The organism is Streptomyces sp. NPDC043176 (assembly GCF_056436715.1).
The window spans coordinates 57,686-79,713 of record NZ_JBWKCA010000029.1 but is presented as its reverse complement, the minus strand read 5'-3'; the positions used below and the strand labels follow the sequence as shown (position 1 = coordinate 79,713).

Annotated in this window: 20 protein-coding genes; 8 read left to right on the top strand and 12 right to left on the bottom strand. The window is 73.2% G+C overall.

The window, feature by feature from the left end:
• Positions 1 to 125 precede the first annotated feature (125 nt).
• Positions 126 to 482, bottom strand: a complete 357-nt coding sequence (locus AC067A_RS33180) for a HesB/IscA family protein (protein ID WP_015033024.1) — start codon at positions 480 to 482, stop codon at positions 126 to 128.
• 244 nt (positions 483 to 726) lie between these two features.
• Between AC067A_RS33180 and nadA the strand changes: the two genes are divergently transcribed.
• Complete coding sequence (nadA, locus tag AC067A_RS33175; protein ID WP_479246730.1) at positions 727 to 1,905, top strand: quinolinate synthase NadA; 1,179 nt, start codon at positions 727 to 729, stop codon at positions 1,903 to 1,905.
• A gap of 135 nt (positions 1,906 to 2,040) precedes the next feature.
• Here the strand turns inward: nadA and AC067A_RS33170 are convergent, their stop codons facing one another.
• The 5 genes from AC067A_RS33170 to AC067A_RS33150 all read right to left on the bottom strand — a co-directional run bounded on the left by AC067A_RS33170 (position 2,041) and on the right by AC067A_RS33150 (position 8,781).
• Positions 2,041 to 5,235, bottom strand: coding sequence for an efflux RND transporter permease subunit (locus AC067A_RS33170; RefSeq protein WP_479246728.1), 3,195 nt, complete (start codon positions 5,233 to 5,235; stop codon positions 2,041 to 2,043).
• A gap of 179 nt (positions 5,236 to 5,414) precedes the next feature.
• Positions 5,415 to 6,104, bottom strand: a complete 690-nt coding sequence (locus AC067A_RS33165; RefSeq protein WP_479246726.1) for a response regulator — start codon at positions 6,102 to 6,104, stop codon at positions 5,415 to 5,417.
• Positions 6,101 to 7,354 (bottom strand): sensor histidine kinase, encoded by a 1,254-nt coding sequence (locus tag AC067A_RS33160; protein WP_479246724.1) that lies wholly within the window; start codon positions 7,352 to 7,354, stop codon positions 6,101 to 6,103. The genes AC067A_RS33165 and AC067A_RS33160 overlap by 4 nt, the downstream gene beginning before the upstream one ends.
• A 334-nt stretch (positions 7,355 to 7,688) precedes the next feature.
• Positions 7,689 to 7,967, bottom strand: a complete 279-nt coding sequence (gene pspAA, locus AC067A_RS33155; protein ID WP_479246722.1) for a PspA-associated protein PspAA — start codon at positions 7,965 to 7,967, stop codon at positions 7,689 to 7,691.
• 19 nt (positions 7,968 to 7,986) lie between these two features.
• Positions 7,987 to 8,781, bottom strand: a complete 795-nt coding sequence (locus tag AC067A_RS33150; protein ID WP_017238869.1) for a PspA/IM30 family protein — start codon at positions 8,779 to 8,781, stop codon at positions 7,987 to 7,989.
• A gap of 271 nt (positions 8,782 to 9,052) precedes the next feature.
• Here AC067A_RS33150 and AC067A_RS33145 point away from each other — a divergent pair, with 271 nt between their 5' ends.
• On the top strand, positions 9,053 to 9,658 hold the full coding sequence (locus tag AC067A_RS33145) for a DUF3043 domain-containing protein (RefSeq protein WP_479246720.1): 606 nt from the start codon (positions 9,053 to 9,055) through the stop codon (positions 9,656 to 9,658).
• A gap of 80 nt (positions 9,659 to 9,738) precedes the next feature.
• A complete protein-coding gene (locus AC067A_RS33140) occupies positions 9,739 to 10,515 on the top strand; it encodes a class I SAM-dependent methyltransferase (protein ID WP_479246719.1) in 777 nt (258 codons plus the stop codon).
• Between the two features lie 132 nt (positions 10,516 to 10,647).
• Here the strand turns inward: AC067A_RS33140 and AC067A_RS33135 are convergent, their stop codons facing one another.
• Positions 10,648 to 10,854: a hypothetical protein gene (locus tag AC067A_RS33135; protein WP_479246718.1), complete on the bottom strand. Its 207-nt coding sequence runs from the start codon at positions 10,852 to 10,854 to the stop codon at positions 10,648 to 10,650.
• A gap of 91 nt (positions 10,855 to 10,945) precedes the next feature.
• Here AC067A_RS33135 and AC067A_RS33130 point away from each other — a divergent pair, with 91 nt between their 5' ends.
• The 4 genes from AC067A_RS33130 to AC067A_RS33115 all read left to right on the top strand — a co-directional run bounded on the left by AC067A_RS33130 (position 10,946) and on the right by AC067A_RS33115 (position 15,899).
• Positions 10,946 to 12,148 (top strand): bifunctional adenosylcobinamide kinase/adenosylcobinamide-phosphate guanylyltransferase, encoded by a 1,203-nt coding sequence (locus AC067A_RS33130; protein ID WP_479246716.1) that lies wholly within the window; start codon positions 10,946 to 10,948, stop codon positions 12,146 to 12,148.
• A gap of 103 nt (positions 12,149 to 12,251) precedes the next feature.
• Complete coding sequence (gene cobT / locus AC067A_RS33125) at positions 12,252 to 13,325, top strand: nicotinate-nucleotide--dimethylbenzimidazole phosphoribosyltransferase (protein ID WP_479246714.1); 1,074 nt, start codon at positions 12,252 to 12,254, stop codon at positions 13,323 to 13,325.
• Positions 13,326 to 13,425: 100 nt separating this feature from the next.
• A complete protein-coding gene (locus tag AC067A_RS33120; RefSeq protein ID WP_479246712.1) occupies positions 13,426 to 15,189 on the top strand; it encodes a phosphatidylglycerol lysyltransferase domain-containing protein in 1,764 nt (587 codons plus the stop codon).
• On the top strand, positions 15,186 to 15,899 hold the full coding sequence (locus tag AC067A_RS33115) for a hypothetical protein (protein ID WP_479246710.1): 714 nt from the start codon (positions 15,186 to 15,188) through the stop codon (positions 15,897 to 15,899). The genes AC067A_RS33120 and AC067A_RS33115 overlap by 4 nt, the downstream gene beginning before the upstream one ends.
• Here AC067A_RS33115 and AC067A_RS33110 read toward each other — a convergent pair.
• Positions 15,836 to 16,603 carry a hypothetical protein gene (locus AC067A_RS33110; RefSeq protein ID WP_479246708.1) on the bottom strand — a complete coding sequence of 256 codons (768 nt, stop codon included), beginning with the start codon at positions 16,601 to 16,603 and terminating at the stop codon, positions 15,836 to 15,838. The two genes, AC067A_RS33115 and AC067A_RS33110, sit on opposite strands and share 64 nt — an antisense overlap.
• A 25-nt stretch (positions 16,604 to 16,628) precedes the next feature.
• Here AC067A_RS33110 and AC067A_RS33105 point away from each other — a divergent pair, with 25 nt between their 5' ends.
• Complete coding sequence (locus tag AC067A_RS33105) at positions 16,629 to 17,435, top strand: adenosylcobinamide-GDP ribazoletransferase (protein ID WP_479246707.1); 807 nt, start codon at positions 16,629 to 16,631, stop codon at positions 17,433 to 17,435.
• Between the two features lie 141 nt (positions 17,436 to 17,576).
• Here the strand turns inward: AC067A_RS33105 and AC067A_RS33100 are convergent, their stop codons facing one another.
• The 4 genes from AC067A_RS33100 to pelF are packed head-to-tail and all read right to left on the bottom strand — an operon-like array spanning position 17,577 to position 22,020.
• Positions 17,577 to 18,374 carry an endo alpha-1,4 polygalactosaminidase gene (locus AC067A_RS33100; RefSeq protein WP_479246705.1) on the bottom strand — a complete coding sequence of 266 codons (798 nt, stop codon included), beginning with the start codon at positions 18,372 to 18,374 and terminating at the stop codon, positions 17,577 to 17,579.
• Positions 18,371 to 18,991 (bottom strand): spherulation-specific family 4 protein, encoded by a 621-nt coding sequence (locus tag AC067A_RS33095; RefSeq protein WP_479246703.1) that lies wholly within the window; start codon positions 18,989 to 18,991, stop codon positions 18,371 to 18,373. The genes AC067A_RS33100 and AC067A_RS33095 overlap by 4 nt, the downstream gene beginning before the upstream one ends.
• Before the next feature lie 12 nt (positions 18,992 to 19,003).
• Positions 19,004 to 20,476, bottom strand: a complete 1,473-nt coding sequence (locus AC067A_RS33090; RefSeq protein WP_479246701.1) for a hypothetical protein — start codon at positions 20,474 to 20,476, stop codon at positions 19,004 to 19,006.
• Positions 20,473 to 22,020 carry a GT4 family glycosyltransferase PelF gene (pelF, locus tag AC067A_RS33085; protein ID WP_479246699.1) on the bottom strand — a complete coding sequence of 516 codons (1,548 nt, stop codon included), beginning with the start codon at positions 22,018 to 22,020 and terminating at the stop codon, positions 20,473 to 20,475. The genes AC067A_RS33090 and pelF overlap by 4 nt, the downstream gene beginning before the upstream one ends.
• Positions 22,021 to 22,028: the final 8 nt, after the last annotated feature.

Genomic DNA, 22,028 nt, shown 5'->3' with positions numbered 1-22,028 from the left:
GGGGGGGGGGGGGGGGGGGGGGGGGGGGGGGGGGGGGGGGGGGGGGGGGGGGGGGGGGCCGCCCGGGGGGGGGGGGCGGGCCCCCCCCCCCCCCCCCCCCCCCCCGCCCTCATGCGCGTACGGGCTTAGCTGAACGAGTCGCCGCAGGCGCAGGAGCCCGTGGCGTTCGGGTTGTCGATGGTGAAGCCCTGCTTCTCGATCGTGTCGACGAAGTCGATCGAGGCACCCCCGAGGTACGGGGCGCTCATGCGGTCGGTGACGACCTTGACGCCGTCGAAGTCCTTCACGACATCGCCGTCGAGCGAACGCTCGTCGAAGAACAGCTGGTAACGCAGGCCGGAGCAGCCGCCGGGCTGAACGGCGACGCGCAGGGCCAGGTCCTCGCGGCCTTCCTGGTCGAGGAGGGCCTTGACCTTGGCCGCGGCGGCGTCGGACAGGAGGATGCCGTCGCTGACAGTGGTCTTCTCGTCCGATACGGACATCTGCTTCTCTCCCGGTGTGTACGGAGACTGCTTGCCGACGGTTGCAACCGGCGGTGTCCCGGATTCATTCCGGGGCGAGCGGTGTTTCTCCTTTCATGCTCGCACACCATGTCCACGAGTGCGGACGGCGAATTCGTCACATCGACACTATGGACATCGTCAACGTGACGTGAAGCGGTTATGATAGATAGCGTCATTTAGACGAAAAGGTTTCCCCGAAGACCCCAATGAAAGGGTGCGTGACGTGACCACCGCCCAGCCCCTGGATGTGCAGCCGACGCCGCTCGCCCTGCTCCTGCTCGGCCGCGAGGCCGACCCTAAGAGCGAGCGCGGCGTGGAGTGTCCCGGCGATCTGCCGTCGCCCTCCGACCCGGACCTCGTGGAACGCGCCCGCGCGGCCAAGGAGAAGCTCGGGGACAAGGTCTTCGTGCTCGGCCACCACTACCAGCGTGACGAGGTCATCCAGTTCGCCGACGTCACCGGTGACTCCTTCAAGCTCGCGCGCGACGCGGCGGCCAAGCCCGAGGCCGAGTACATCGTCTTCTGCGGCGTGCACTTCATGGCGGAGTCGGCGGACATCCTCACCGGCGACGACCAGAAGGTCGTGCTGCCCGATCTGGCGGCCGGCTGCTCGATGGCCGACATGGCCACCGCCGAGCAGGTCGCCGAGTGCTGGGACGTGCTGACCGAGGCCGGCGTCGCCGAGCAGGTCGTGCCCGTCTCGTACATGAACTCCTCGGCCGACATCAAGGCCTTCACCGGCAAGCACGGGGGCACCATCTGCACCTCGTCCAACGCCGAGCGGGCCCTGAACTGGGCCTTCGAGCAGGGCGAGAAGGTGCTGTTCCTGCCGGACCAGCACCTGGGCCGCAACACCGCCGTCCGCGACATGGGCATGTCCCTGGACGACTGCGTGCTCTACAACCCGCACAAGCCGAACGGCGGCCTGACCGTCGAGGAGCTGCGCGCCGCCAAGATGATCCTGTGGCGCGGCCACTGCTCGGTGCACGGCCGCTTCTCGCTGGACTCGGTCAATGACGTCCGCGAGCGCATCCCGGGCGTGAACGTCCTGGTCCACCCCGAGTGCCGGCACGAGGTCGTCGCCGCCGCCGACTACGTGGGCTCGACGGAGTACATCATCAACACCCTGGAGGCGGCCCCGGCCGGTTCCAAGTGGGCCATCGGCACCGAGCTGAACCTCGTCCGCCGCCTGGCGAACCGTTTCGCCGACCAGGGCAAGGAGATCGTCTTCCTCGACAAGACCGTCTGCTTCTGCTCGACGATGAACCGCATCGACCTCCCCCACCTGGTGTGGACCCTGGAGTCGCTGGCCGAGGGCAACCTCGTCAACCAGATCCAGGTCGACAAGGAGACGGAGAGCTTCGCCAAGCTCGCCCTGGAGCGGATGCTGGCGCTGCCGTAACGCTCCGCGCCGAGCGCGACGACGAGAAGGGGCGGGCCCCCGCGCAGTGCGCGGGGCCCGCCCCTTCCGCTGTGCCGGACCGTGGGCGGCCCCGGGGTTCCGCGGGGCCCGCCCTTCCGTCCGTCACCCCGGACCTCAGTCCAGGGCGTCCAGCAGGCTCGCGTCCAGCGGCGTGGTGTCCGGCTGCTCCGGGACGTCCGCCCGGTCGTCGCCCTTCGCCTTGCGCTTCGCGCCCTTCTCCGGCTCCGCCTCCTTCGCGGCCTTCTTCTCCGCCTTCCTCTTCGCGCGGCGCTCCTTGCGGAGCTCCACCATCGCGTAGAGCGTCGGCACCAGGAGCAGGGTCAGCAGCGTCGAGGTGATCAGGCCGCCGATGACCACCACCGCCAGCGGCTGGGCGATGAAGCCGCCCTCGCCGGTGATGCCGAGGGCCATCGGCAGCAGCGCGAAGATCGTCGCCAGGGCGGTCATCAGGATCGGGCGGAGCCGGTGCCGGCCGCCCTCGACCACCGCTTCGACGACGCCCAGGCCCTGCGCCCGGTACTGGTTGATCAGGTCGATCAGGACGATCGCGTTGGTGACGACGATGCCGATGAGCATCAGCATGCCGATCATCGCCGGGACGCCCATCGCCGTGTCGGTGACCACCAGGAGACCGATGGCACCGGTCGCCGCGAACGGGATCGAGACCAGCAGGATCAGCGGCTGCACCAGCGACCGGAAGGTCGCCACGAGCAGCATGAAGACGATCGCGACGGCGGCCAGCATGGCCAGGAACAGGTTGAGGAAGGCCTCGCTCTGGTCCTCGGATACGCCGCCGATGGTGGCGGTGGCACCCTCGGGCAGGTCCAGCGCGTTGATCTTCGACTGGAGCGAGGCGCTCACCGCGCCGGTGTTGTCGCCGACCGGCTTGGCCGTGATCGTCGCGGCGCGCGCGCCGTCGATCCGGGTCATGGAGACCGGGCCGGGGACCAGCTCGACGGTGGCGATGTCGCCCAGCCTCACCGGGCCCAGCGGCAGGGACCTCAGCTCGGCCAGGGTGGTGGCCGGCTTGGCCGACGTGATGAGGACGTCCCGCTCGGTGTCGTCGATGGTCGCCTTGGCGGCCGGGGTGCCGCGGACGGCCTGGGCCACGACCATGCCGAGCGAGCCGGAGTCGAAGCCGGCGTCGGCCGCCCGCTCGTTGGCCCGGACCGAGATGCGCGGAACGGACTGGGACAGGTCGCTCTGGACGTCGGTGACGTCCTTCATCCCGGCGATCGCCGTACGGACCTGCTCGGAGGCGTCCTTGAGGACCTGCGGGTCGGCCGCCTTGACGACCACGCTCAGGTCCTGGCTGCCGAAGCCGTCACCGGCCGCGATGGTGGTGTCGCCGATGCCGTCGAGGGCGGCGAGCCCCTTCTCGATGGCGTCACGGGTCTTCTCGTACGCGTCGGCGCTCTCCAGGCTGACCTTGTACGAGGCCTGGTTGGAGCCGGTGCCGCCGCCGAAGGCCGCCATGAAGCCGGAGGACCCGACGGTGACCTGGTAGTCCTTGACGCCCTCGGTCTCCGCGAGGAGCTTCTCGATCTTCTTCGCGGCCTCGTCGGAGGCGCTCAGGCTGGTGCCGGGCGCCAGCTCCTGCTGGATGCTGAGCACCTCCTGCTCGCCCTGGTCGAAGAAGTTCGTCTTCAGGAGCGGGGCCATGCCGAAGGTGACGGCCAGGACGACGAACGCGATGGCCAGGCTCGTCAGCCGGCGCCGGGTCGCGAACCGCAGCACCGGGACGTACATCCGCTGGAGACGGCTCTTCTCCTCCTTCTCCTCGGCCAGCCGGCGCGCCTCGGCCAGGTCGTCCGACGTGCCCTTGGGGGCGCGCAGGAACCAGTACGAGAGGACCGGGACCACGGTCAGCGAGACGAGCAGGGAGGCGAGCAGGGCCGCCGTGACCGTCAGGGAGAACGAGCCGAACAGCTCGCCGATCATGCCGCCGGTCAGACCGATCGGCAGAAAGACGGCGACGGTCGTGAGGGTCGAGGAGGTGACGGCGCCCGCCACCTCGCGGACAGCGGTGAGGATCGCGCTCCGGCGCTCCTCGCCGTAGCCCAGGTGACGCTTGATGTTCTCCAGGACCACGATCGAGTCGTCGACGACCCGGCCGATGGCGATGGTGAGCGCGCCGAGCGTCAGCATGTTCAGGGAGAGGTCGCGGGTCCACAGCACGATGAGGGCCAGGACGACCGAGAGCGGGATGGAGACCGCGGTCACCAGGGTCGAGCGGACCGACGCGAGGAAGACCAGGATCACCAGGACGGCCATGACGAGGCCGAGGGCGCCCTCGGTGGTCAGGCCGGAGACCGCCTTGGCGACGGCCGGGCCCTGGTCGGAGACGATGGTCAGCTCGGCGCCCGCGCCGAGGTCGCGGCGCAGCTCGGGCAGCTTCTCCTCGACCGCGTCGGAGATGGCGACGGCGCTGCCGTCCTTGTCCATGGTGGCCATGACGGCGAGGCTGGCCTTGCCGTTGGTGCGGGTGAGGGAGACGCGCGGCGACTCCTCCTGCTGCACCGTGGCGACGTCGCCGACGCGGACCGCCTTGCCCTTGCCGGGGACGGCCGCCGGGATGCGCAGGTCCTCGATCTGCCGCAGCGAGGTGTAACCGCCGCCGACCTGGATCGTGCGGCTCTTGCCCGCCTCCGAGAAGGCGCCGGCCGGCATCGTGGCGCCGCCGGAGCGCAGGGCCTCGGCGAGCTTCATGGTGGTGAGTCCGGCAGCGGCGAGCTTCCGCTGGTCCGGGGTGACGGAGACCTGGAGGTCCTGGACGCCGCTGACGGCGACCTGGCCCACGCCCTCGATGCCCTCGAGGGCGGGGACGACGGTCCGCTCCAGCTGGTCGGCGAGGGCCTGCGGGTCCTTGTCGGACGCGGCGGCGAGGACGACGGTCGGCATGTCGTCCGTCGAGCCGGCGATCACCTGCGGGTCGACGGAGTCGGGCAGCTGCGCGCGTGCGCGGTTCACGGCCTGCTGGACGTCGGCGACGAGCTGCTTCGTCGACTCGTCGCCGTAGTCGAAGGAGGCCATGACGACGGCCATGCCCTCGGAGGCGGTGGACGTGACCGACTTCAGGCCGTCGACGGCCTTCAGATTGCTCTCCAGCGGCTCGACCACCTGCTTCTCGACCACATCGGGAGAGGCACCCTGGTACGGCGCGAGGACCGAGACCATGGGCAGCTCGATCGAGGGGAAGAGCTGCTGCTTCAGCTGCGGGATCGCGATCGCCCCGAACACGATCGCGACGATGGACATCAGCCCGATCAGGGCCCGTTGCGCGAGGCTGAATCTGGACAGCCAGGACATGGCGGGGTCTCTCTTCTGTGGCGTACTCGTCGGCAGGCGGGAGCAGCCGGACCCCGGCGTGATCGGCCGGAGGCGCCCCCCGCCTACACGATCGGCCATCGGGGGCCGGATGTCCTCGGCCCCCGGGTGCACTTCCTTATCCCGCGCATACCGCGTCTGGAGTACGCCGGTGTGATCCGTCAGTCCACCCGGGGACGTACCAGTCCCGATTCGTAGGCCGTGACGACCAGCTGCGCCCGGTCACGGGCTCCCAGCTTGGCCATGGTCCGGTTGACGTGGGTCTTCACGGTGAGGGGGCTGACGTCGAGCCGCTCGGCGATCTCGTCGTTGGACAGTCCGCCCGCGACGAGGACGAGGACCTCGCGCTCGCGGGCGGTCAGGGCGGCGAGGCGTTCGGAGCGGGCCCGTCCGCTCCCGTCGCCGGTGTCCACGCCCGCGCCCTGGGCGAGGAAGGTGGCGATCAGGCCCTTGGTGGCGGCCGGGGAGAGCAGTGCCTCGCCGGCGTGGGCGACGCGGATGGCGCCGAGCAGCTCCTCGGGCTCGGCCCCCTTGCCGAGGAAGCCGGACGCGCCCGCGCGCAGCGACTGCACGACGTACTCGTCGACCTCGAAGGTGGTCAGCATGACGATCCGCACCTCCGAGAGCTCGGGGTCGGCGGTGATCATGCGGGTGGCGGCGAGTCCGTCCGTGCCCGGCATGCGGATGTCCATCAGGACGACGTCGGGGCGCTCGGAGCGGGCGAGGGCGACCGCCACGGCGCCGTCGGGCGCCTCCCCGACGACCTCCATGTCCGGCTCGGAGTCCACCAGGACCTTGAAGGCGCTGCGCAGCAGGGCCTGGTCGTCGGCGAGCAGTACCCGGATCGTCATGTGTCCTCCCCCGTGCGGGACGTCACCGGCAGTATCGCCTGGACGCGGAAGCCGCCGCCGTACCGGGGCGCGGCGGTGAGGGTGCCGCCGAGCGCGCCGACCCGCTCGCGCATGCCGAGCAGGCCGTGACCGCCGGAGGTCTCGGACGTGCCCGTCCGCGGGGTGGCGGTCCGCGGGGCGCCGTTGTCGAGGACGGTGATCTCGACCGTACGGCCGACCCGGACGACGCTGACCTCGGCCTCGGCGTCCGGCCCGGCGTGCTTGCGGACGTTGGTCAGCGCCTCCTGCACGATCCGGTACGCGGCGAGGTCGACGGTCGCGGGCAGGGGCGCGTCGCCGTCGGCGCGGGCCACGGCGACGGGGAGGCCGGCCTTCCGGAAGCTGTCGAGCAGTCCGTCGAGGACGGCGAGGCCGGGGGCGGGCTCCGTGGGCGCCTCGGGGTCGCCGGACTGGCGCAGCAGGCCGACGGTGGCGCGCAGCTCGTCGAGCGCGGAGCGGCTGGCCTCACGGACGTACGAGAGGGCTTCCTTGGCCTGGTCCGGACGCTTGTCCATGACGTGGGCGGCGACGCCCGCCTGCACGTTGACCAGTGCGATGTGGTGGGCGACGACGTCGTGGAGGTCGCGGGCGATCCGCAGCCGCTCCTCGGCGACCCGGCGGCCCGCCTCCTCCTCGCGGGTGCGTTCGGCCCGCTCGGCCCGTTCCCGTATCGCGTCGACGAACGCGCGGCGGCTGCGGACGGCGTCCCCCGCGGCGGCGGCCATGCCGGTCCAGGCGAACACCCCGAGGTTGTCCTGCGCGTACCAGTGCGTCGGGCCGAAGGCCATGGCGGCGACGGTGAGCACCGCCATCGTCATCAGGCCGACCCGCCAGGTGGTGGGGCGGTCGGTGCGGGCGGCGACCGTGAAGAGCGCGACGACCGCGCTCATCGCGATCGGCGCGGGCCTGTTGTCGCTGACCAGCTCGAAGAGGCTGATCGTCACCGTGAAGCAGAGCACCGCGAACGGGTTGCGCCGGCGCAGCACCAGCGCGGCCGCCCCGGCGACCATGATCAGCACGCTCCCCACGTCCGGTGAGTGGTCGCCGAACGTCGGCCCGTCGGGACTCCCGTGCGGGTCGGTGAACGACCCGGCGATCATGGACAGGAGCACGCCGAACGCCAGCACCGCGTCGAAGGCCAGCGGGTGAGCACGGAACCCGTCGCGCACGCGCGCGTACGGAGTCCCGTTGGAGGAGCCGGTGGGGGTCACGGGGCACAACGGTACGGGGCGACGCCCGGCGGGGGTACGGGGCGGGTACGGGCGGCGAGCGGGCGGCGACGCGAGCCCGACGGCCCGGTGCTGGGCGCGCGACCGGGAGAAGGACGCGCGGCCCGGTCCTGGGCGCCCGGCCCGGCGAAGGACGCGCGGCCCGGCTCAGGACGCGCGGCCCGGCTCAGGACGCGCGGCCTCCGGCCCAGGACACCCGGGCCCGGCCAGGACGCCCGGGGCCCGGCGCGGTTCGTGGCCCGGCTCGCGCGCCCGGTGCCGAACGCGCGGCGGTCCCGGCGCCCGTGGGGGCGGCGGGACCGTCGGGGTGGGCGGGTCAGCCCGGGATGAGGCCGTCGTCGGAGAGCATGGCCCGGACCTCCTCCAGGCTCGCTTCCGGAGCCGGGAGGATGAGTTCCGAGGGCTCCAGGGCCGCGTCCGGGAGGGGCTCGCCGAGCCTCCGGACGGCGGCGAGGAGGTCACCCAGCGTGCGCCGGAAACCGTCCTCGTCCCCCGACTCCATCTCCGCGAGCAGCTCGTCGTCGAGCCGGTTGAGCTCGACGAGGTGGCTGTCGGCCAGCGCCCGCTGGCCCTCCCCCATGATCCGTACGATCATGACGCGTCCTGTCTGTCGCCTACTTCTCGAAACGCGGGTGGGACTGCTGCGTGCGGTCCTGCGGCGCGGCCGCGCCACCGCCCTCGATGGCCTGCTGCTGCGCCGACGGACCGCCGGCCAGCTCGGCCTTCATCCGCTGGAGCTCCAGCTCGACGTCCGTGCCGCCGGACAGCCGGTCCAGCTCCGCCTGGATGTCGTCCTTCGCGAGCCCGGACTGGTCGTCCAGGGCGCCCGAGGCGAGCAGCTCGTCGATCGCGCCCGCGCGCGCCTGGAGCTGGGCGGTCTTGTCCTCGGCCCGCTGGATCGCGAGGCCGACGTCGCTCATCTCCTCCGAGATGCCGGAGAACGACTCGGCGATCCGGGTCTGCGCCTGGGCCGCCGTGTAGGTCGCCTTGATGGTCTCCTTCTTGGTGCGGAAGGCGTCGACCTTGGCCTGGAGACGCTGGGCGGCGAGAGTGAGCTTCTCCTCCTCGCCCTGCAACGTCTGGTGCTGCACCTCCAGGTCGCTGACCTGCTGCTGGAGCGCGGCCCGCCGGGACAGCGCCTCGCGCGCCAGGTCCTCGCGGCCGAGCGCCAGCGCCTTGCGGCCCTGGTCCTCCAGCTTGGCGGACTGGCCCTGCAACTGGTTCAGCTGGAGTTCGAGCCGCTTGCGGGAGGTCGCGACGTCGGCGACGCCGCGGCGGACCTTCTGCAGCAGCTCCAGCTGCTTCTGGTACGAGTAGTCGAGCGTCTCGCGCGGATCCTCGGCCCGGTCAAGGGCCTTGTTCGCCTTCGCGCGGAAGATCATCCCCATACGCTTCATGACACCGCTCATGGGCTTCGCGCGCCCCCTTCTGACGGACTTCGGCTCCAGCTCTCCAACAGGTCCACACTACGGGCCCTGTCTCCATTACCGCACTGTTCGGAGCGGGATGCGCTCCTCCCCAAGGACGACTGCGCGCGGTCCTTCCTCCAGCCCAGGGTGTAGAAGGATCCAGGGGAATCCCGGTGCGTCGCCTGTACGTACCACCCAGGACGCAGTCTGTTAGCGGATCGTTCCCGCCCGAGCTGGGGTCCATGCCGACCACCCCGTACCCTTGGGTTTTGTGTTCCGTAGCCGTCAGAAGGACGAGAAGGCCCCCACCGACAAGGTGACGGCGGACCTCTCCACCAAGCAGCCCCGCGACCCCGAGGCCCCCAAGGGCCGCCCGACCCCGAAGCGGAGTGAGGCGCAGACCCAGCGTCGGCGTGCCGCGACGGTGCCGACCGACCGCAAGGAGGCCGCCAAGCGCCAGCGCGAGGCACGCCGCTCCGACCTGGCCCGTCAGCGCGAGGCGCTGGCGAGCGGCGACGAGCGTTACCTGCCGGCCCGCGACAAGGGTCCGGTCCGCCGCTTCGTGCGCGACTTCGTCGACTCCCGCTTCGCGATCGCCGAGTTCTTCCTGCCGATGGCCGTGGTGATCCTCGTGCTGTCGCTGTTCGGCAACGCCAACCGGGCGCTGCAGAACATCTCCCTGCTGCTCTGGCTCGGTGTGATCATCCTGATCGTCATCGACTCGATCGGCATCTGGATCCGGCTGCGCAAGCAGCTGAACGAGCGCTTCCCGAACGAGCCGAAGCGCGGTGCGATCGCCTACGGCCTCATGCGTACCCTCCAGATGCGCCGACTGCGACTGCCGAAGCCGCAGGTCAAGCGCGGAGAGCGGCCCTGAGCGCCGACAGCTCGGAGAGCGGCGAACCCGCTCTCGGCGAGGGTGCTTTCGGCGCGGCCACCGGGGAGGCGGGCGGCCCCGTGCTGCCCGCCGTCGCGCAGCCGGCCGGTCCCGGCGGCCTGCGCGACACCATCCGCCAGGAGATCGTCGCCCGCCAGCTCGACGAGCAGATATCCAGCCGCTACCCCGTGGGGCAGCGGCTGCGGATCCTCGACGCCGGCATGGGACAGGGCGCGCAGACGCTGCGGCTCGCCCGGGCCGGTCACACCGTGACGGGCCTGGAGGCCGACCCCGAGCTCCTCAAGGCGGCACGCGAGTCGCTGGCGACGGAGCCCGCCGGGATCCGCGAGCGGGTCCGGATGATCGAGGGCGACGGGCGCGAGACCGGTGTCCACTTCCTGCCCGGCAGCTTCGACGTGGTCCTCTGCCACGGCGTGCTCATGTACGCCGACGAGCCGGACGCGCTGCTCGCGGGCCTGGCCCGGATGCTGGCACCCGGCGGACTCCTCTCCCTGGTGGTGCGGAACGCGGAGGCGCTCGCCATGCGGCCGGGCCTCGCCGGGGACTGGTCGGGGGCGCTCACGGCCTTCGACTCCGACGTCTACACCGACGACCACGGCGTGAAGGTCCGGGCCGACCGGCTCGACGCGCTGACGGCGACGCTCGCGGGCATCGCGGCGCCGCTGCACGCCTGGTACGGGGTGCGCGTCTTCACCGACGGCGTCCCCGCCGGAGCGGGGCTGCCGGCGGCCGACGAGCTGGAACGGCTGCTCACCGCCGAGGACCGGGCGGGACGGCTTGAGCCGTACCGGCGCGTGGCCGCCCTCCTCCACCTCTGCGGCGTACGCCGGGGCTGAACCCCACCCGCCGCGCGGCCCCACCGAGCGGGCCCGCGCCCCTGACGTACGGGCGCGCCCAGCGGAACGACGGCCCGCCCCGCGGGCGGGCCGTGACGGGGGTGCGGGGCGGGCGCCCCGCACCCGTGGGGGTCAGGATTCGGCGTCGAGGGGCATGGGTCCGTAGATCTTGGTGCCGTCCTCGGAGAGGGTGACCTGGTCGGCGCCGCCGCCGAGGAGGTCACGCCAGTTCTCGCCGATCCAGCTTTCGGCGTCGCCCTGGGTGGTGAACTCCTCGGGGGTCACCACCGGCTCGACCTGTGTGCCGTCGGACTTCTCGAACCGCCACGTCCATGCCATGTCCGCCTCCTGGCGCTCACCGGATGATCGGTTTCCTGCCCGCAGCGTAGCCGGGCGCGCACGCCTCGCGGTGGCGCGGGAGGATCTGAGGGTGGAACTGACTCTGCTCGGCACCGGAGCCCCGCTCGGCCTGCCCCGCCCCGACTGCCCCTGCGCCGTGTGCGCGCTCTCCCGCGGTACCCGGGCGCGGGCCGCGACCGCGCTGCTCGTGGACGGTGCGCTGTTGCTCGACCTGACCCCGGGGGCCGCGCTGGCGGCGGCCCGTTCGGGACATTCGCTGGTGGGTGTGCGGCAGGTGCTTCTGACGCATCCGCACGACGGGCCGGCGGTGGAAATGCCGGCGGGGCTGCCGACGGCGGGGCGGGTGCCGGACGGCCGGGAGCTGACGCTGATCAGCGGGCACACGGTGCTGGCGGTGTCGATGGACTCGCCCGGGACGGGGTACGAGGTGACGTCGGCGGACGGCGAGCGGCTGCTCTACCTCCCGCCGGGCGGGGCTCCGGCGGGTCTGCCGGAGGATCACCGGGTGCCGTACGACATGGTGGTCGGCGATGTGACGGGCCGGCCGGACGGGCTGGCGCGGCTGCGGGCGACGGGGGCGGTGGGGCCGGCCACCGAGGTGATCGCGGTGCATCTGGACCACGACGCGCCGACGGGGGCCGAGCTGGACCGGCGGCTGGCGGCGGCGGGCGCGCGGGCGGTGCCGGACGGGACGACGCTGTACGTGGGCGAGTACCACGAGGCGGCGGACGTGCCGCGGCGGACGCTGGTGACCGGCGGGGCCCGGTCGGGGAAGTCGGTGGAGGCCGAGCGGCGCCTGGAGACCTTCCCCGACGTGCTGTACGTGGCGACGGGCGGGACCCGGGAGGGCGACGCGGAGTGGGCGCAGCGGGTGGACCTGCACCGGGAGCGGCGGCCGGGTTCCTGGCGTACCGCCGAGACCTGCGACCTCGTGCCCCTGCTCGCGGGGGACGGTCCGGCGCTGCTGATCGACTGCCTGTCGCTGTGGCTGACGGACGCCATGGACCGGGTGGGTGCCTGGGACGACGAGCGGTGGGCGGCGGGCGGCCAGGAGGCGCTGCGGGAGCGGACGGCGGAGCTGGTGGCGGCGGTGCGGGCCACGGGCCGCACGGTCGTGGCGGTGACGAACGAGGTCGGCTCGGGCGTGGTGCCGGGGACCGCGGCGGGGCGCCGGTTCCGGGACGAACTGGGCCGGCTGAACGCGGCCTTCGCCGACGAGTGCGAGCAGGTCCTCCTCGTGGTCGCCGGACAGCCGTTGGTGTTGCGCGGGTAGGGTGCGATCACCGATGGCCACCGGACAGGCGCGGACCACCCGCAGCGCTGACGGCGTCCACGAACCCCGGCCGGCCCCAGCTGATTGTCACAAGGCGGAACCCGTGAACCTGGACGACTTCTCCGATCTGATCGAGCGCCCCGACGGCGGGATCCGCCGTGACGCGGAGGAGCGCCGGGAGCGGCTGATCGTGCCGCCCGGCGCGCTGGGTCGTCTGGACGAGCTGGGCGAGTGGCTGGCGGCGGCGCAGGCGACCGTCAAGGTGCGGTCGATCGAGCAGCCGCGGGTGGTGCTGTTCGCGGGTGACCACGGGGTGGCCTCGCTCGACGTGTCGGGCCGTGCCGCGGGCACCGCGCACGAGCTGGTGCGCGCGGTCCTGGACGGGGCGAGCCCGTTGGCCGTGCTGGCCCGCTCGATGAACGTGCCGGTGCGGGTGGTGGACGCCGGTCTGGACTGCGCGCCGGAGCTGCTGCCCGCCGAGGTGGTCCGGCACCGGGTGCGGCGCGGCAGCGGCCGGATCGACGTGGAGAACGCGCTGACGGTCGAGGAGACCGAGGCGGCGGTGCGGCTCGGCGTCGCGATCGCCGACGAGGAGGCGGACTCGGGCACCGATCTGGTGGTGCTCGGGGACCTGAGCGTCGGCGGGACGACACCGGCGTCGACGCTGATCGCGGCGCTGTGCGGGACGGACGCCTCGGTGGTGACGGGCCGGGGCGGCGCGGGGATCGACGATCTGGCGTGGATGCGCAAGTGCGCGGCGATCCGGGACGCGCTGCGGCGGGCCCGGCCGGTCCTCGGCGACCAGCTGGAGCTGCTGGCGGCGGTCGGCGGGGCGGACCTGGCGGCGATGACCGGGTTCCTGCTGCAGGCGTCGGTGCGGCGGATGCCGGTGATCCTGGACGGTGTGGTGGGCGCGGCCTGCGCGCTGGTGGCGCAGCGGGCGGCGTTCCGGGCGCCGGACTGGTGGCTGGCGGGCCAGGTGAGCGGGGAGCCGGCCCAGGCGAAGGCACTGGACCGGATGGCGCTCAACCCGCTGCTCGACCACGGCGTCCATGTGGGTGAGGGAACCGGGGCGTTGCTCGCGCTTCCCCTCGTCCAGGCCGCGGCGGCGTTCGCCGCGGAGCTGCCCGAGCGGCCGGATCAGGCCGCGTCGGACGACTCCGGCGGGGAGCACTGAGGCAAGAGGGACCTACCGGCTCCGGAGCGGCGGCGCGCCACGCGCACGGCCGCCTCCGGCGCCCGGGCACGGCGAGCGGCGCCCCATATGATCGCTTTTCATGGGAGAGGTCCGTTTGCCTGCCGAAGCAGCGCCCCGGGGCACCACCGTCCGTTCGCGCCGCAGCGCCGCGTTCGCCGTCTGGTACCTGCGCGTCGTCACGTTCATCAATTTCCTGAGCGCCGTCTGGGTCTCGTTCGGACAGGACCTGCGCCGGCACAACGAGGACGACTACTTCACGCCGTACATGCTCACGGCGGGCTTCGCCTCCGGGGTCTTCACCCTGTTCCTGGCGATCACCATGCGGCGCCGCAAGCGGGCGGCGTGGATCCTCAACATGGTGCTCGGCGGCCTCTTCCTGCTGCTCTTCGCGCTCGTGATGCTCTTCCCGGAGATCCGGCGGCACGCCCAGAACTGGATCTCGCTCGGGCTGACCACCGCCTTCGTCGTGGCGCTGCTGCTCGGCCGCAAGGAGTTCTACGCGAAGGGCGACCGTTCCAACCCGTGGCTCGCCGCGGCCGTGGCGGTCGGCGGACTCCTCGTCACCTCGCTGGTCGCCGCCGTCCTGGTCACCGTCACCAACACCTCCACCAACCACTCCACCTTCCTGGAGCGCTGGCGGTACGGCGTGATGCGGCTGATCACCCTGGCCACCGACGACTCCCGCTTCCCCGGCATCACCACGCCCGGCTGGGTCGACGTCACCATCAACGTGCTGTCCACGCTGCTCCTCTTCGCCGTCCTCTTCGCGGCCTTCCGCTCCCGGCGGGCCACGGACCCGCTGACGGAGGAGGACGAGGACCGGCTGCGGATCCTGCTCGACAAGCACGGCGACCGCGACTCGCTCGGCTACTTCGCGCTGCGCCGCGAGAAGAGCGTCGTGTGGTCGCCGAGCGAGAAGGCGGCCGTCGCCTACCGGGTGGTCGGCGGGGTGTCCCTCGCCTCCGGCGACCCGATCGGCGACCCCGAGGCCTGGCCCGGAGCCATCGAACCCTGGCTGGCCGAGGCCCGCGAGCACGGCTGGATCCCGGCGGTGATGGGCGCGAGCGAGGAGGCCGGCACCATCTACGCCCGGCACGGTCTGGACGCCCTGGAGCTGGGCGACGAGGCGATCGTGGAGACCGACGAGTTCACCCTGGACGGCCGGGCGATGCGGACCGTCCGGCAGGCGTACAACCGGGTCAAGCGGGCGGGGTACGAGGTGCGGATCCGGCGGCACGAGGACATTCCGGCCGACGAGATGACCGAGCTGCTGCGCAAGGCCGACGACTGGCGGGACGGCGCCACCGAACGGGGCTTCTCGATGGCGCTCGGCCGGCTCGGCGATCCGCGCGACGGCCGCTGCGTGATGCTGGAGTGCACCGACGACCGGGGCGAGCTGCGGGCCGTGCTGTCCTTCGTGCCCTGGGGCCCCAAGGGGCTCTCGCTGGACCTGATGCGCCGTGACCGGGAGTCGGAGAACGGCCTGATGGAGTTCATGGTCATCGAACTCCTCCAGCGGGCCGAGGAGATCGGGATCACTCAGGTGTCGCTCAACTTCGCCATGTTCCGCTCCGTCTTCGAACGTGGCTCGAAGCTCGGGGCGGGACCCGTGCTGCGCATGTGGCGTTCGCTGCTCAGCTTCTTCTCCCGCTGGTGGCAGATCGAGTCGCTGTACCGCGCCAACGCCAAGTACCGACCCATCTGGGAGCCCCGATTCATGCTCTTCGAGAAGAGTGCCGACCTGTTGCGCATCGGCCTGGCGGCCGGCCGGGCCGAGGGCTTCCTGGAGGCCCCGGGCCTGCCGAAGTGGATGCACCGCAGGCATCTGGAGAGCGGGCGTTGAGCGGGGGGCTCGCGCGATTCGCCCGCCGCGAGTGGGGGCCGCTGTTCACCACCGTGCGGACCGCCCTCGTCACCTCGGGGTGGCGGGCGGCGCCGATGACGCTGGCCGCCGTCTGTCTGACCGCCGGGTTCCAGGTCGTACAGAACCAGGACTGGGGCTACCAGCCGGTCCAGGACATCGGTTCCGTACGGGCCGAGGACCCGCTGTGGCTCGCGCTGCTGCGGACCCCGCTGTCGCTCTTCGTTCCCGCGCTGGACCTGCCCGTGTGGGGCGCCCTGGCCCAGGTGCTGCTCGTGTTCGGGATCGCCGAGATCTGCGTCGGGCGGTGGCGGACGCTCACCGTCGCCTACCTGGCGACGCTGGCCGGCACGCTCTACGCGCGCGTGGGCATCGCCCTCGGCCCGGACGGCCCGTTCGGGCTGCCCGCCGCCGACGCGCAGGTCGTCGACACCGGCCCGTCCGCGGCCGTGGTCGGCCTCGCCGTGTACGTCTGCCGGCGGTACGGCGCCCGGTGGACGGCCGCGCTCGTCGTGCTGGCGATGGTGGCCGAGGTGGTGATCAAGCCGAACCTGGCGGGCAAGGAGCACCTCGCGGCGATCGCCGCCGTCCTGGTCCTGATCGCCGTCCAGGCCTGGCGTGGGCGCGGTCAGGACGACGGGGGCGTGCCCCGCCCGGGCACCCGCTCCTGGAAGCCGCCGATCACGTCCTGAACGCGCCGCCGGACCCTGGTCCAGCGCTTGTCGTGGCGGTACGCGCGGATCGCGGCCCGGGCCCTGGCCTTGTGGCGGCGGGCGTAGAGGTGCCGGGACCACCAGGAGCCGGGGCGGGCCAGGCGGAGGGCGCCGACGATCGCCACGAACGGGATCAGGGTCCCGATCACGGCGAGCCGGACCTTCCCCTTCACCAGGGTGACCAGGACCAGGGCGAAGTTGAGCACGAGGGTGAGGATGAAGGTGGCCCGGTCCTGCCGCTCGTCCGCCGTCATGTCGTTGACGCCGAGCGGTGAGAAGCCGCTGAGCGCGAGTCCCACCAGCGCCGCGGTGAGGACGACCACCTCGACGCTCTGACGGCCCTCGTCCGTCCAGTAGACGTCGTCCAGATGGAGGATGAGCGCGAACTCGTCGAGGACGAGCCCGGCGCCGATCCCGAAGACGACGGCGAAGACGGCGCCGCCCACGCCGTGCCGGTCGCTGCCCACCGCGCCGAATCCGCCGATGACGGTGAGGACGACGCCGGGTACGACGTGATGGATGTGGAGCCCTCCGGAGGAGACGTTCCGGAAGGGCCCCTTCCCCGCCCGGATGAGCCGGGTGACGGTGCGGGTGACCAGGAATGTCAGGACGAAGGAGGTCAGAGCGAGCAGCATCGGGACCTTGCCCGGCTCGACGATGTTGCGGGAGAACCAGTGACCCATGCCACCCCGTTCCGATATGCGCGTTATGCGCAATCTACCGTCCGAAGGCGCCGATTACCCTGCCCGGATGGACGGCCTGCGTTTCGCCTTCGGCACCCTCACGGTGTTCCCCGCCCGCATCACCCGCTGGGACCGGGACGCGGCGCGCGCCGGCATGCTCTGCGCACCCGTGGCCGGACTGACCGTCGGGCTCTCCGCCGCCGCGCTCGGCGGCGCGTTCCTGCTGCTCGGTTCCGGCCCGCTGCTCGCGGCCGTCGCCGCCACCGCCGTGCCCGCCGTGCTCACCAGGGGCCTCCACCTCGACGGCCTCGCCGACACGGCCGACGGCCTCGGCAGCGCCAAACCGGCCGAGAACGCACTGCGCATCATGAAGCAGTCGGACATCGGACCGTTCGGCGTCATCGCCCTCGTCCTCGTCCTGCTCGCGCAGGTCGCCGCGCTCTACCGGCTGTACGAGCAGAGCTGGACGCACGGCACCGTCGCCGTCACGCTCGCCGCCACCGTCGCCCGCCTCGCCCTCACCCACGCCTCCCGCCACGGCGTCCCCGCCGCCCGCCCCGAGGGCCTCGGCGCGATCGTGGCCGAGACCGTGTCGGTCCGCTCCGCCACCCTCGCCACCGCCCTCGTCCTCACCGCCTGCGCCGCCGTCGGCCTCCTCTCCTCCCCTTACGACGCCGTCCGCGACGTCCTCGCCGCGGGCGCGGCCCTCTGCGTCGCCGCCCTCCTCCTCCGGCGCTGCGTGCGGCGGTTCGGCGGGGTCACGGGCGACGTCTTCGGCGCGGTGGAGGAGACGGCGGCGACGACGGCCCTGGTGGCGCTGACGCTGGGATGACCGTTCCGCGACCCGGCGGGCGCGCAGCCACCGGGGCGTTCGGCGGGCCGCATGACCACGATCGGAAGCCACGCCCGTACCGCCGCCGCGCTCGCCACGGCCTCCCTGATCCCGACCGCCTGCGGCGGGGCGCGGCGACTCCTAGCAGGGCCTGCGCCACACCCCGAGTTCGTACTTCTTGAGCATCGAGCTGAGGCCCAGCTCGCGGGCCTGGGGGCAGAACTCGGTGGTGGCGAGCTCGTATTCGACGTGGAAGACGGCCTTGCCGGCGGCGACGAAGGGGGCGAGGCGGCCGCACTCGTCGTACTCGGCGCACTGCTCGTTGACGGCGAAGTCGAAGTCGGGGAGGAGCCGGGGGATCTGGTCGAGGTCGTTCTTGAGGCCGACGGCGAGGCCGCGGTCGTGGGCGAGGCGGGCGATGAGGCGGTTGTAGCGGAGCTGGTCGGCGGCGGTGAGGGGGAAGCCGGTGGCGTTGCGGTAGCCGTCCATGTTGTCGGGTTCGACGGCGTCGAACCCCTTGTCCCGGCACATGTCGAGGCGCTTGGCCATGAGGGGTTCGAGGAGGTCGGTGCGGCGGATGTCGAGCCAGCGCTCGCCGTCCCAGCCGTTGCCCTTGCCGAGCAGGGCGGCGGGGAAGCGCGCCGCGTCGGGGCGGAAGTCCTCCCAGGCGCCGGTGGAGAGGTAGCAGATGACCTTCCGGCCGCGCGCCCGCAGGTCCGCGACGGTGGACGCGGGGTGGTCGAAGCCGTCGATGTCGTACACGGGGACGTCGACCGTGGGGTCGAGACGGCCGCTGAGCTGCCACTGCCAGGCGAGGCCGGGCCCCGGCCGCCAGCGTTCGCCGTCCGTCGCCTTCGGGTCGGGGCCCGGGCCCGGGCCCGCCGTACAGGCCGTGGCGAGGAGCAGGAGGCCCGCGAGCAGCGGGATCGTACGTCTCATCGGGCGGGCTCCAGGAGGTGCGGAAGGGTGCCCCAGGGGTGGGCGCCTGCGCCGGGGACGGCGCAGTGCACCGGGGTGGCGGGGCGGACGCCGGGCGGGGCCGCGTAGACGAGGTGGCAGTAGTGCGGGGCGACCGGGAGGTCGAGCGCGCGGTACGTGTCCCAGGGGCCCTCGAAGGTGACGAGGAGGTCGGCCTGGGCCTCGTAGCCGGCGTCCGGCTGGGCGCCGTGGTTGAAGACGAGGGTGGCGGCCCCGGCGGCCCGCGCCGCGACCGCGATCCGGCGGTAGTGGGCGAGCGCGCCGGGCGCGGTCGAGACCTGGTCGAGGAAGGCCCCGTCGGCGCCGTACCAGTCGCGGTGGCGGAGCAGGTCGGTGACGACCTCGCCGTGCGGGCGGCGGGCGTAGGCGGTGTCCGCGTAGCCGAGGACCCGTACGCCGGCCGCCCGCAGGCGCCCGGCGGCGTCGGCGAACGCCGGGTCGGGTGCCCCGCCCGCGCCGTTCGCCGGGTTCAGGACGACGCCGTAGAGGAAGGGCGCCGCGTCGACGAGGGCCGTCCAGGCCTCGGGGCGCTCGGCCGGGTGCTCGTAGTACGGCACCAGCAGGGAGGGGGGTGTCACGGTCCGGTCCCCCTAGGCGCGGTGGACGGTCGGTCGTACCAGCAGGACACAGCTCAGGACGGCCAGCAGCGCCGCCGCTCCCCCGGCCGCCAGCGGGCCCGCCGCCGGCACCGCGGTCTGGGCCGCCGCCGCGAGCAGGCAGACCCCGGCCGCGCTGAGCACGGCGCCGAAGGCCTGGAGCAGCAGGCCGAGCCAGAGCACGGTGCCGATCAGGAGCAGGGTGGCGAGCCGCGGCGGCGTCGGCCAGGGCGCGTCCGGCCACACCAGGGTGGCGGCGAGCGTGAGGGCGAGCAGGACGGTGAGGTAGCCGCCCAGGCACAGGACGAGGGTGCCGGTGACCGCGCGGCGGAACTCCCGCGCGGTGGTGAGGGTCCGCAGCCGGGTCAGGCTCTCGCCCCGGAAGCGGTACAGCAGCCACTCGGCGGGCCCCATCGAGAGGGTCAGCGCCATGACCGCCCCCGCTCCGCTCACCAGGGTGTCGCCCACGCCCGCGTGGAGGACCAGCAGGCCGCTTCCGAGGCCGAACAGGCCGTACGGCAGCGAGGCGGCCGGCGCCGGCCCGCCGCGGCCCCGCACGCCCCGCCGCGCACCCGGCCGCAGCACGTGCGCGGCGCAGGCGACGGACGCGGCGAGCGAGGCCAGGAGCAGTCCGGCGCGCAGTGCGCCGGGCAGGTCCCAGCGGAACGCGGGGAGCGCCCCGGCCAGCGGCGAGAGGGCGTAGAGCAGGGCCCGTTCACGGCCGAGGACCAGGAGGACGGTCGCGGCGGCGAGGTACAGGGACTGCCCCGCCGCGAACACGGCGGCCGGGGTCTCGCCGGGCGCCGCGACCGCGAGGGCGACGGCCGTCCCGGCGAGCGCGCCCGCGGGTGCGCCGACGAGCAGCGCGCGGGCGGCGGCGGGCCGGTCCCCGAGGCCGAGCCAGGTGTACGCGCGGTGCGACAGCGCCTGGTTCCACACCCATCCGGTGACGGCCCCGGCGAGGAGAGGGACCGTTCCGCCGGGGAGCCCGGCGCGGCCGCCCTCGCCGGCCAGGAGCGGTGCGGCCAGGACGTACGCGAGGCCCGGCAGCGCGAAGACGAGCCCGCGCAGCAGGCAGCCCGCCAGTTCCGAGTGCCAGGGCCCGTCCCGGGGCGGCGCCGGTTCCGGGTGGCGCCGCTCCACGCGCGCGTACAGGTCCTCGGCGAGGGCGAAGGAGTCGGCCCGGCCGTAGGTGAGCCGGATGTGGTCGTCGGTCATCCCGTCGGACTCGAGGATCGCCGCGATCTCGTCCGGGTGCACCGCGACGGCGACGAACCCGTCGAGCCGTCGGGCGAGTTCGTCCAGCGGATCGGCGGCGGGCTGTTCGGCGGCGGACGGGGCCGGGCCGGGGGGACCTTCCGCCGGCGGGGGTGTGGCCCGCGTCGCCGGTTGCTCGCGGCGGGGGCGGGGGACGGCGGGGAGGGGGGTGGTCGTCGTCGGGGGTTTCAGCCAGAGGGAGCCGCTCATGCCGGGGTGCCTCCTGGGACGAGGGCCGCGGAGGCACGGCGCGGGGCGGGGATGCTGAGGCGGAGGGGCGCGGGGGTGACGGGCGGGGCGGGGCGCGGGGGGCGGGCTCCGGCCAGTTCGCGGTAGATCTGGCGGAAGCCGTCGACCGAGCGGTTGAGGGTGAAGCGGTCGATGACGCGCTGCCGGGCCAGGCGGCCGAGTTCGGCGCGCCGTGCCCCGTCACGGAGGAGTTCGGTGACGGCGGCGGCCATGACGGCCGGTTCGCGGGGCGGTACGACGACGCCGGTGTCGCCGACGGCCTCCCGGACGCCGCCGACGTCGGTGGAGACGGTGGCGCGGCCGCAGGACATGGCCTCGATGAGGGAGAAGGGGAAGCCCTCGCTGATGGAGGAGAGCATGACGACGCTGCCGGCGGCGTAGGCGGAGGGCACGTCGGAGACGCGGCCCTCGAAGGACACCCCGTCGGTGACGCCCAGTTCGGCGGCGAGCTTCTCCAGGCGGGTCCGGTAGTCCTCGTTGCCGGCCGGGACCGGGCCGAACAACCGGAGCCGCAGCTCGGGGAGTTCGGCGCGGCAGATCGCGTACGCCCGGAGGAGGGTCTCCAGGTCCTTGATGGGGTCGACGCGTCCGCACCAGCTGAGGGTGGGGGTCTCGGGTTCGGGTCCGGCCTCGGGGAAGAGGGCGGGGTCGACGCCGTTGTAGACGGTGCGGATGCGCTCGGCGGGGGCGCCGCCGCGTTCCTCCCAGCGCCGGTTGTACTGGTTGCAGGGGGTGATGAGGTCGGCCTTGCGGTAGCCGAGGGTGTTGAGTTCGCGGTAGAAGCCGAGCATGAGGGCCTTGACGGGCCAGCGCTGCGCTTCGGTGCGGTAGCCGAGGTAGCGCTCGCGGAGGTAGATGCCGTGTTCGGTGAGCAGGAAGGGGACCCCTTCGAAGTGCTGCGCGGCGAGGGCGGGCAGCGTGGCGAGACCGCTGGAGACGGCGTGGGCGACGCTGCCGGCGGCGATCCGGGCGGCGAGCGGCCGCAGGGCGTGTTCCAGCAGGTCGGTGGCGGTGAGCGCGTCGTGGACGGTGGGCCGGGACGCGAGTGTCGGCAGGTGCGGCATGGTCCAGATCCACATGAGGGAGCGCAGGGCTGGCTCGGAGCGGAGGGCGGTCGTCAGCCGTCCCTGCCGGGCGAAAGCGGCCAGTTCGTACAGGCCGGTGCCGAAGTCGCGGCCCGAGTCGGGGTCGAGGAGGGCGAGCAGGAGTCCTTCGTACGCGTCGAGGAAGCGGCGGCGTTCGCGCCCCCGCAGGGGCCGGCGCGCGTACACGGGCGCGGCCGGTCCCTGCGGGAGTCCCCAGAGGGGGTACGCGGTGTGCCGGGTGACGTTGGGCGGCAGCTCCCAGGTGACGGGTTCGCGGCCGCTGCCGGTGAGGGCGAGGATCTCGAAGTCGACCTCGGGCATCCCGCGGACGAGCTGGTCGCACCAGGTGCTGACGCCGCCGTGGACGTGCGGATAGGTGCCTTCGGTGAGCATGGTGACGTGGCGGCCACGGCTCGGCATGTTCGGTT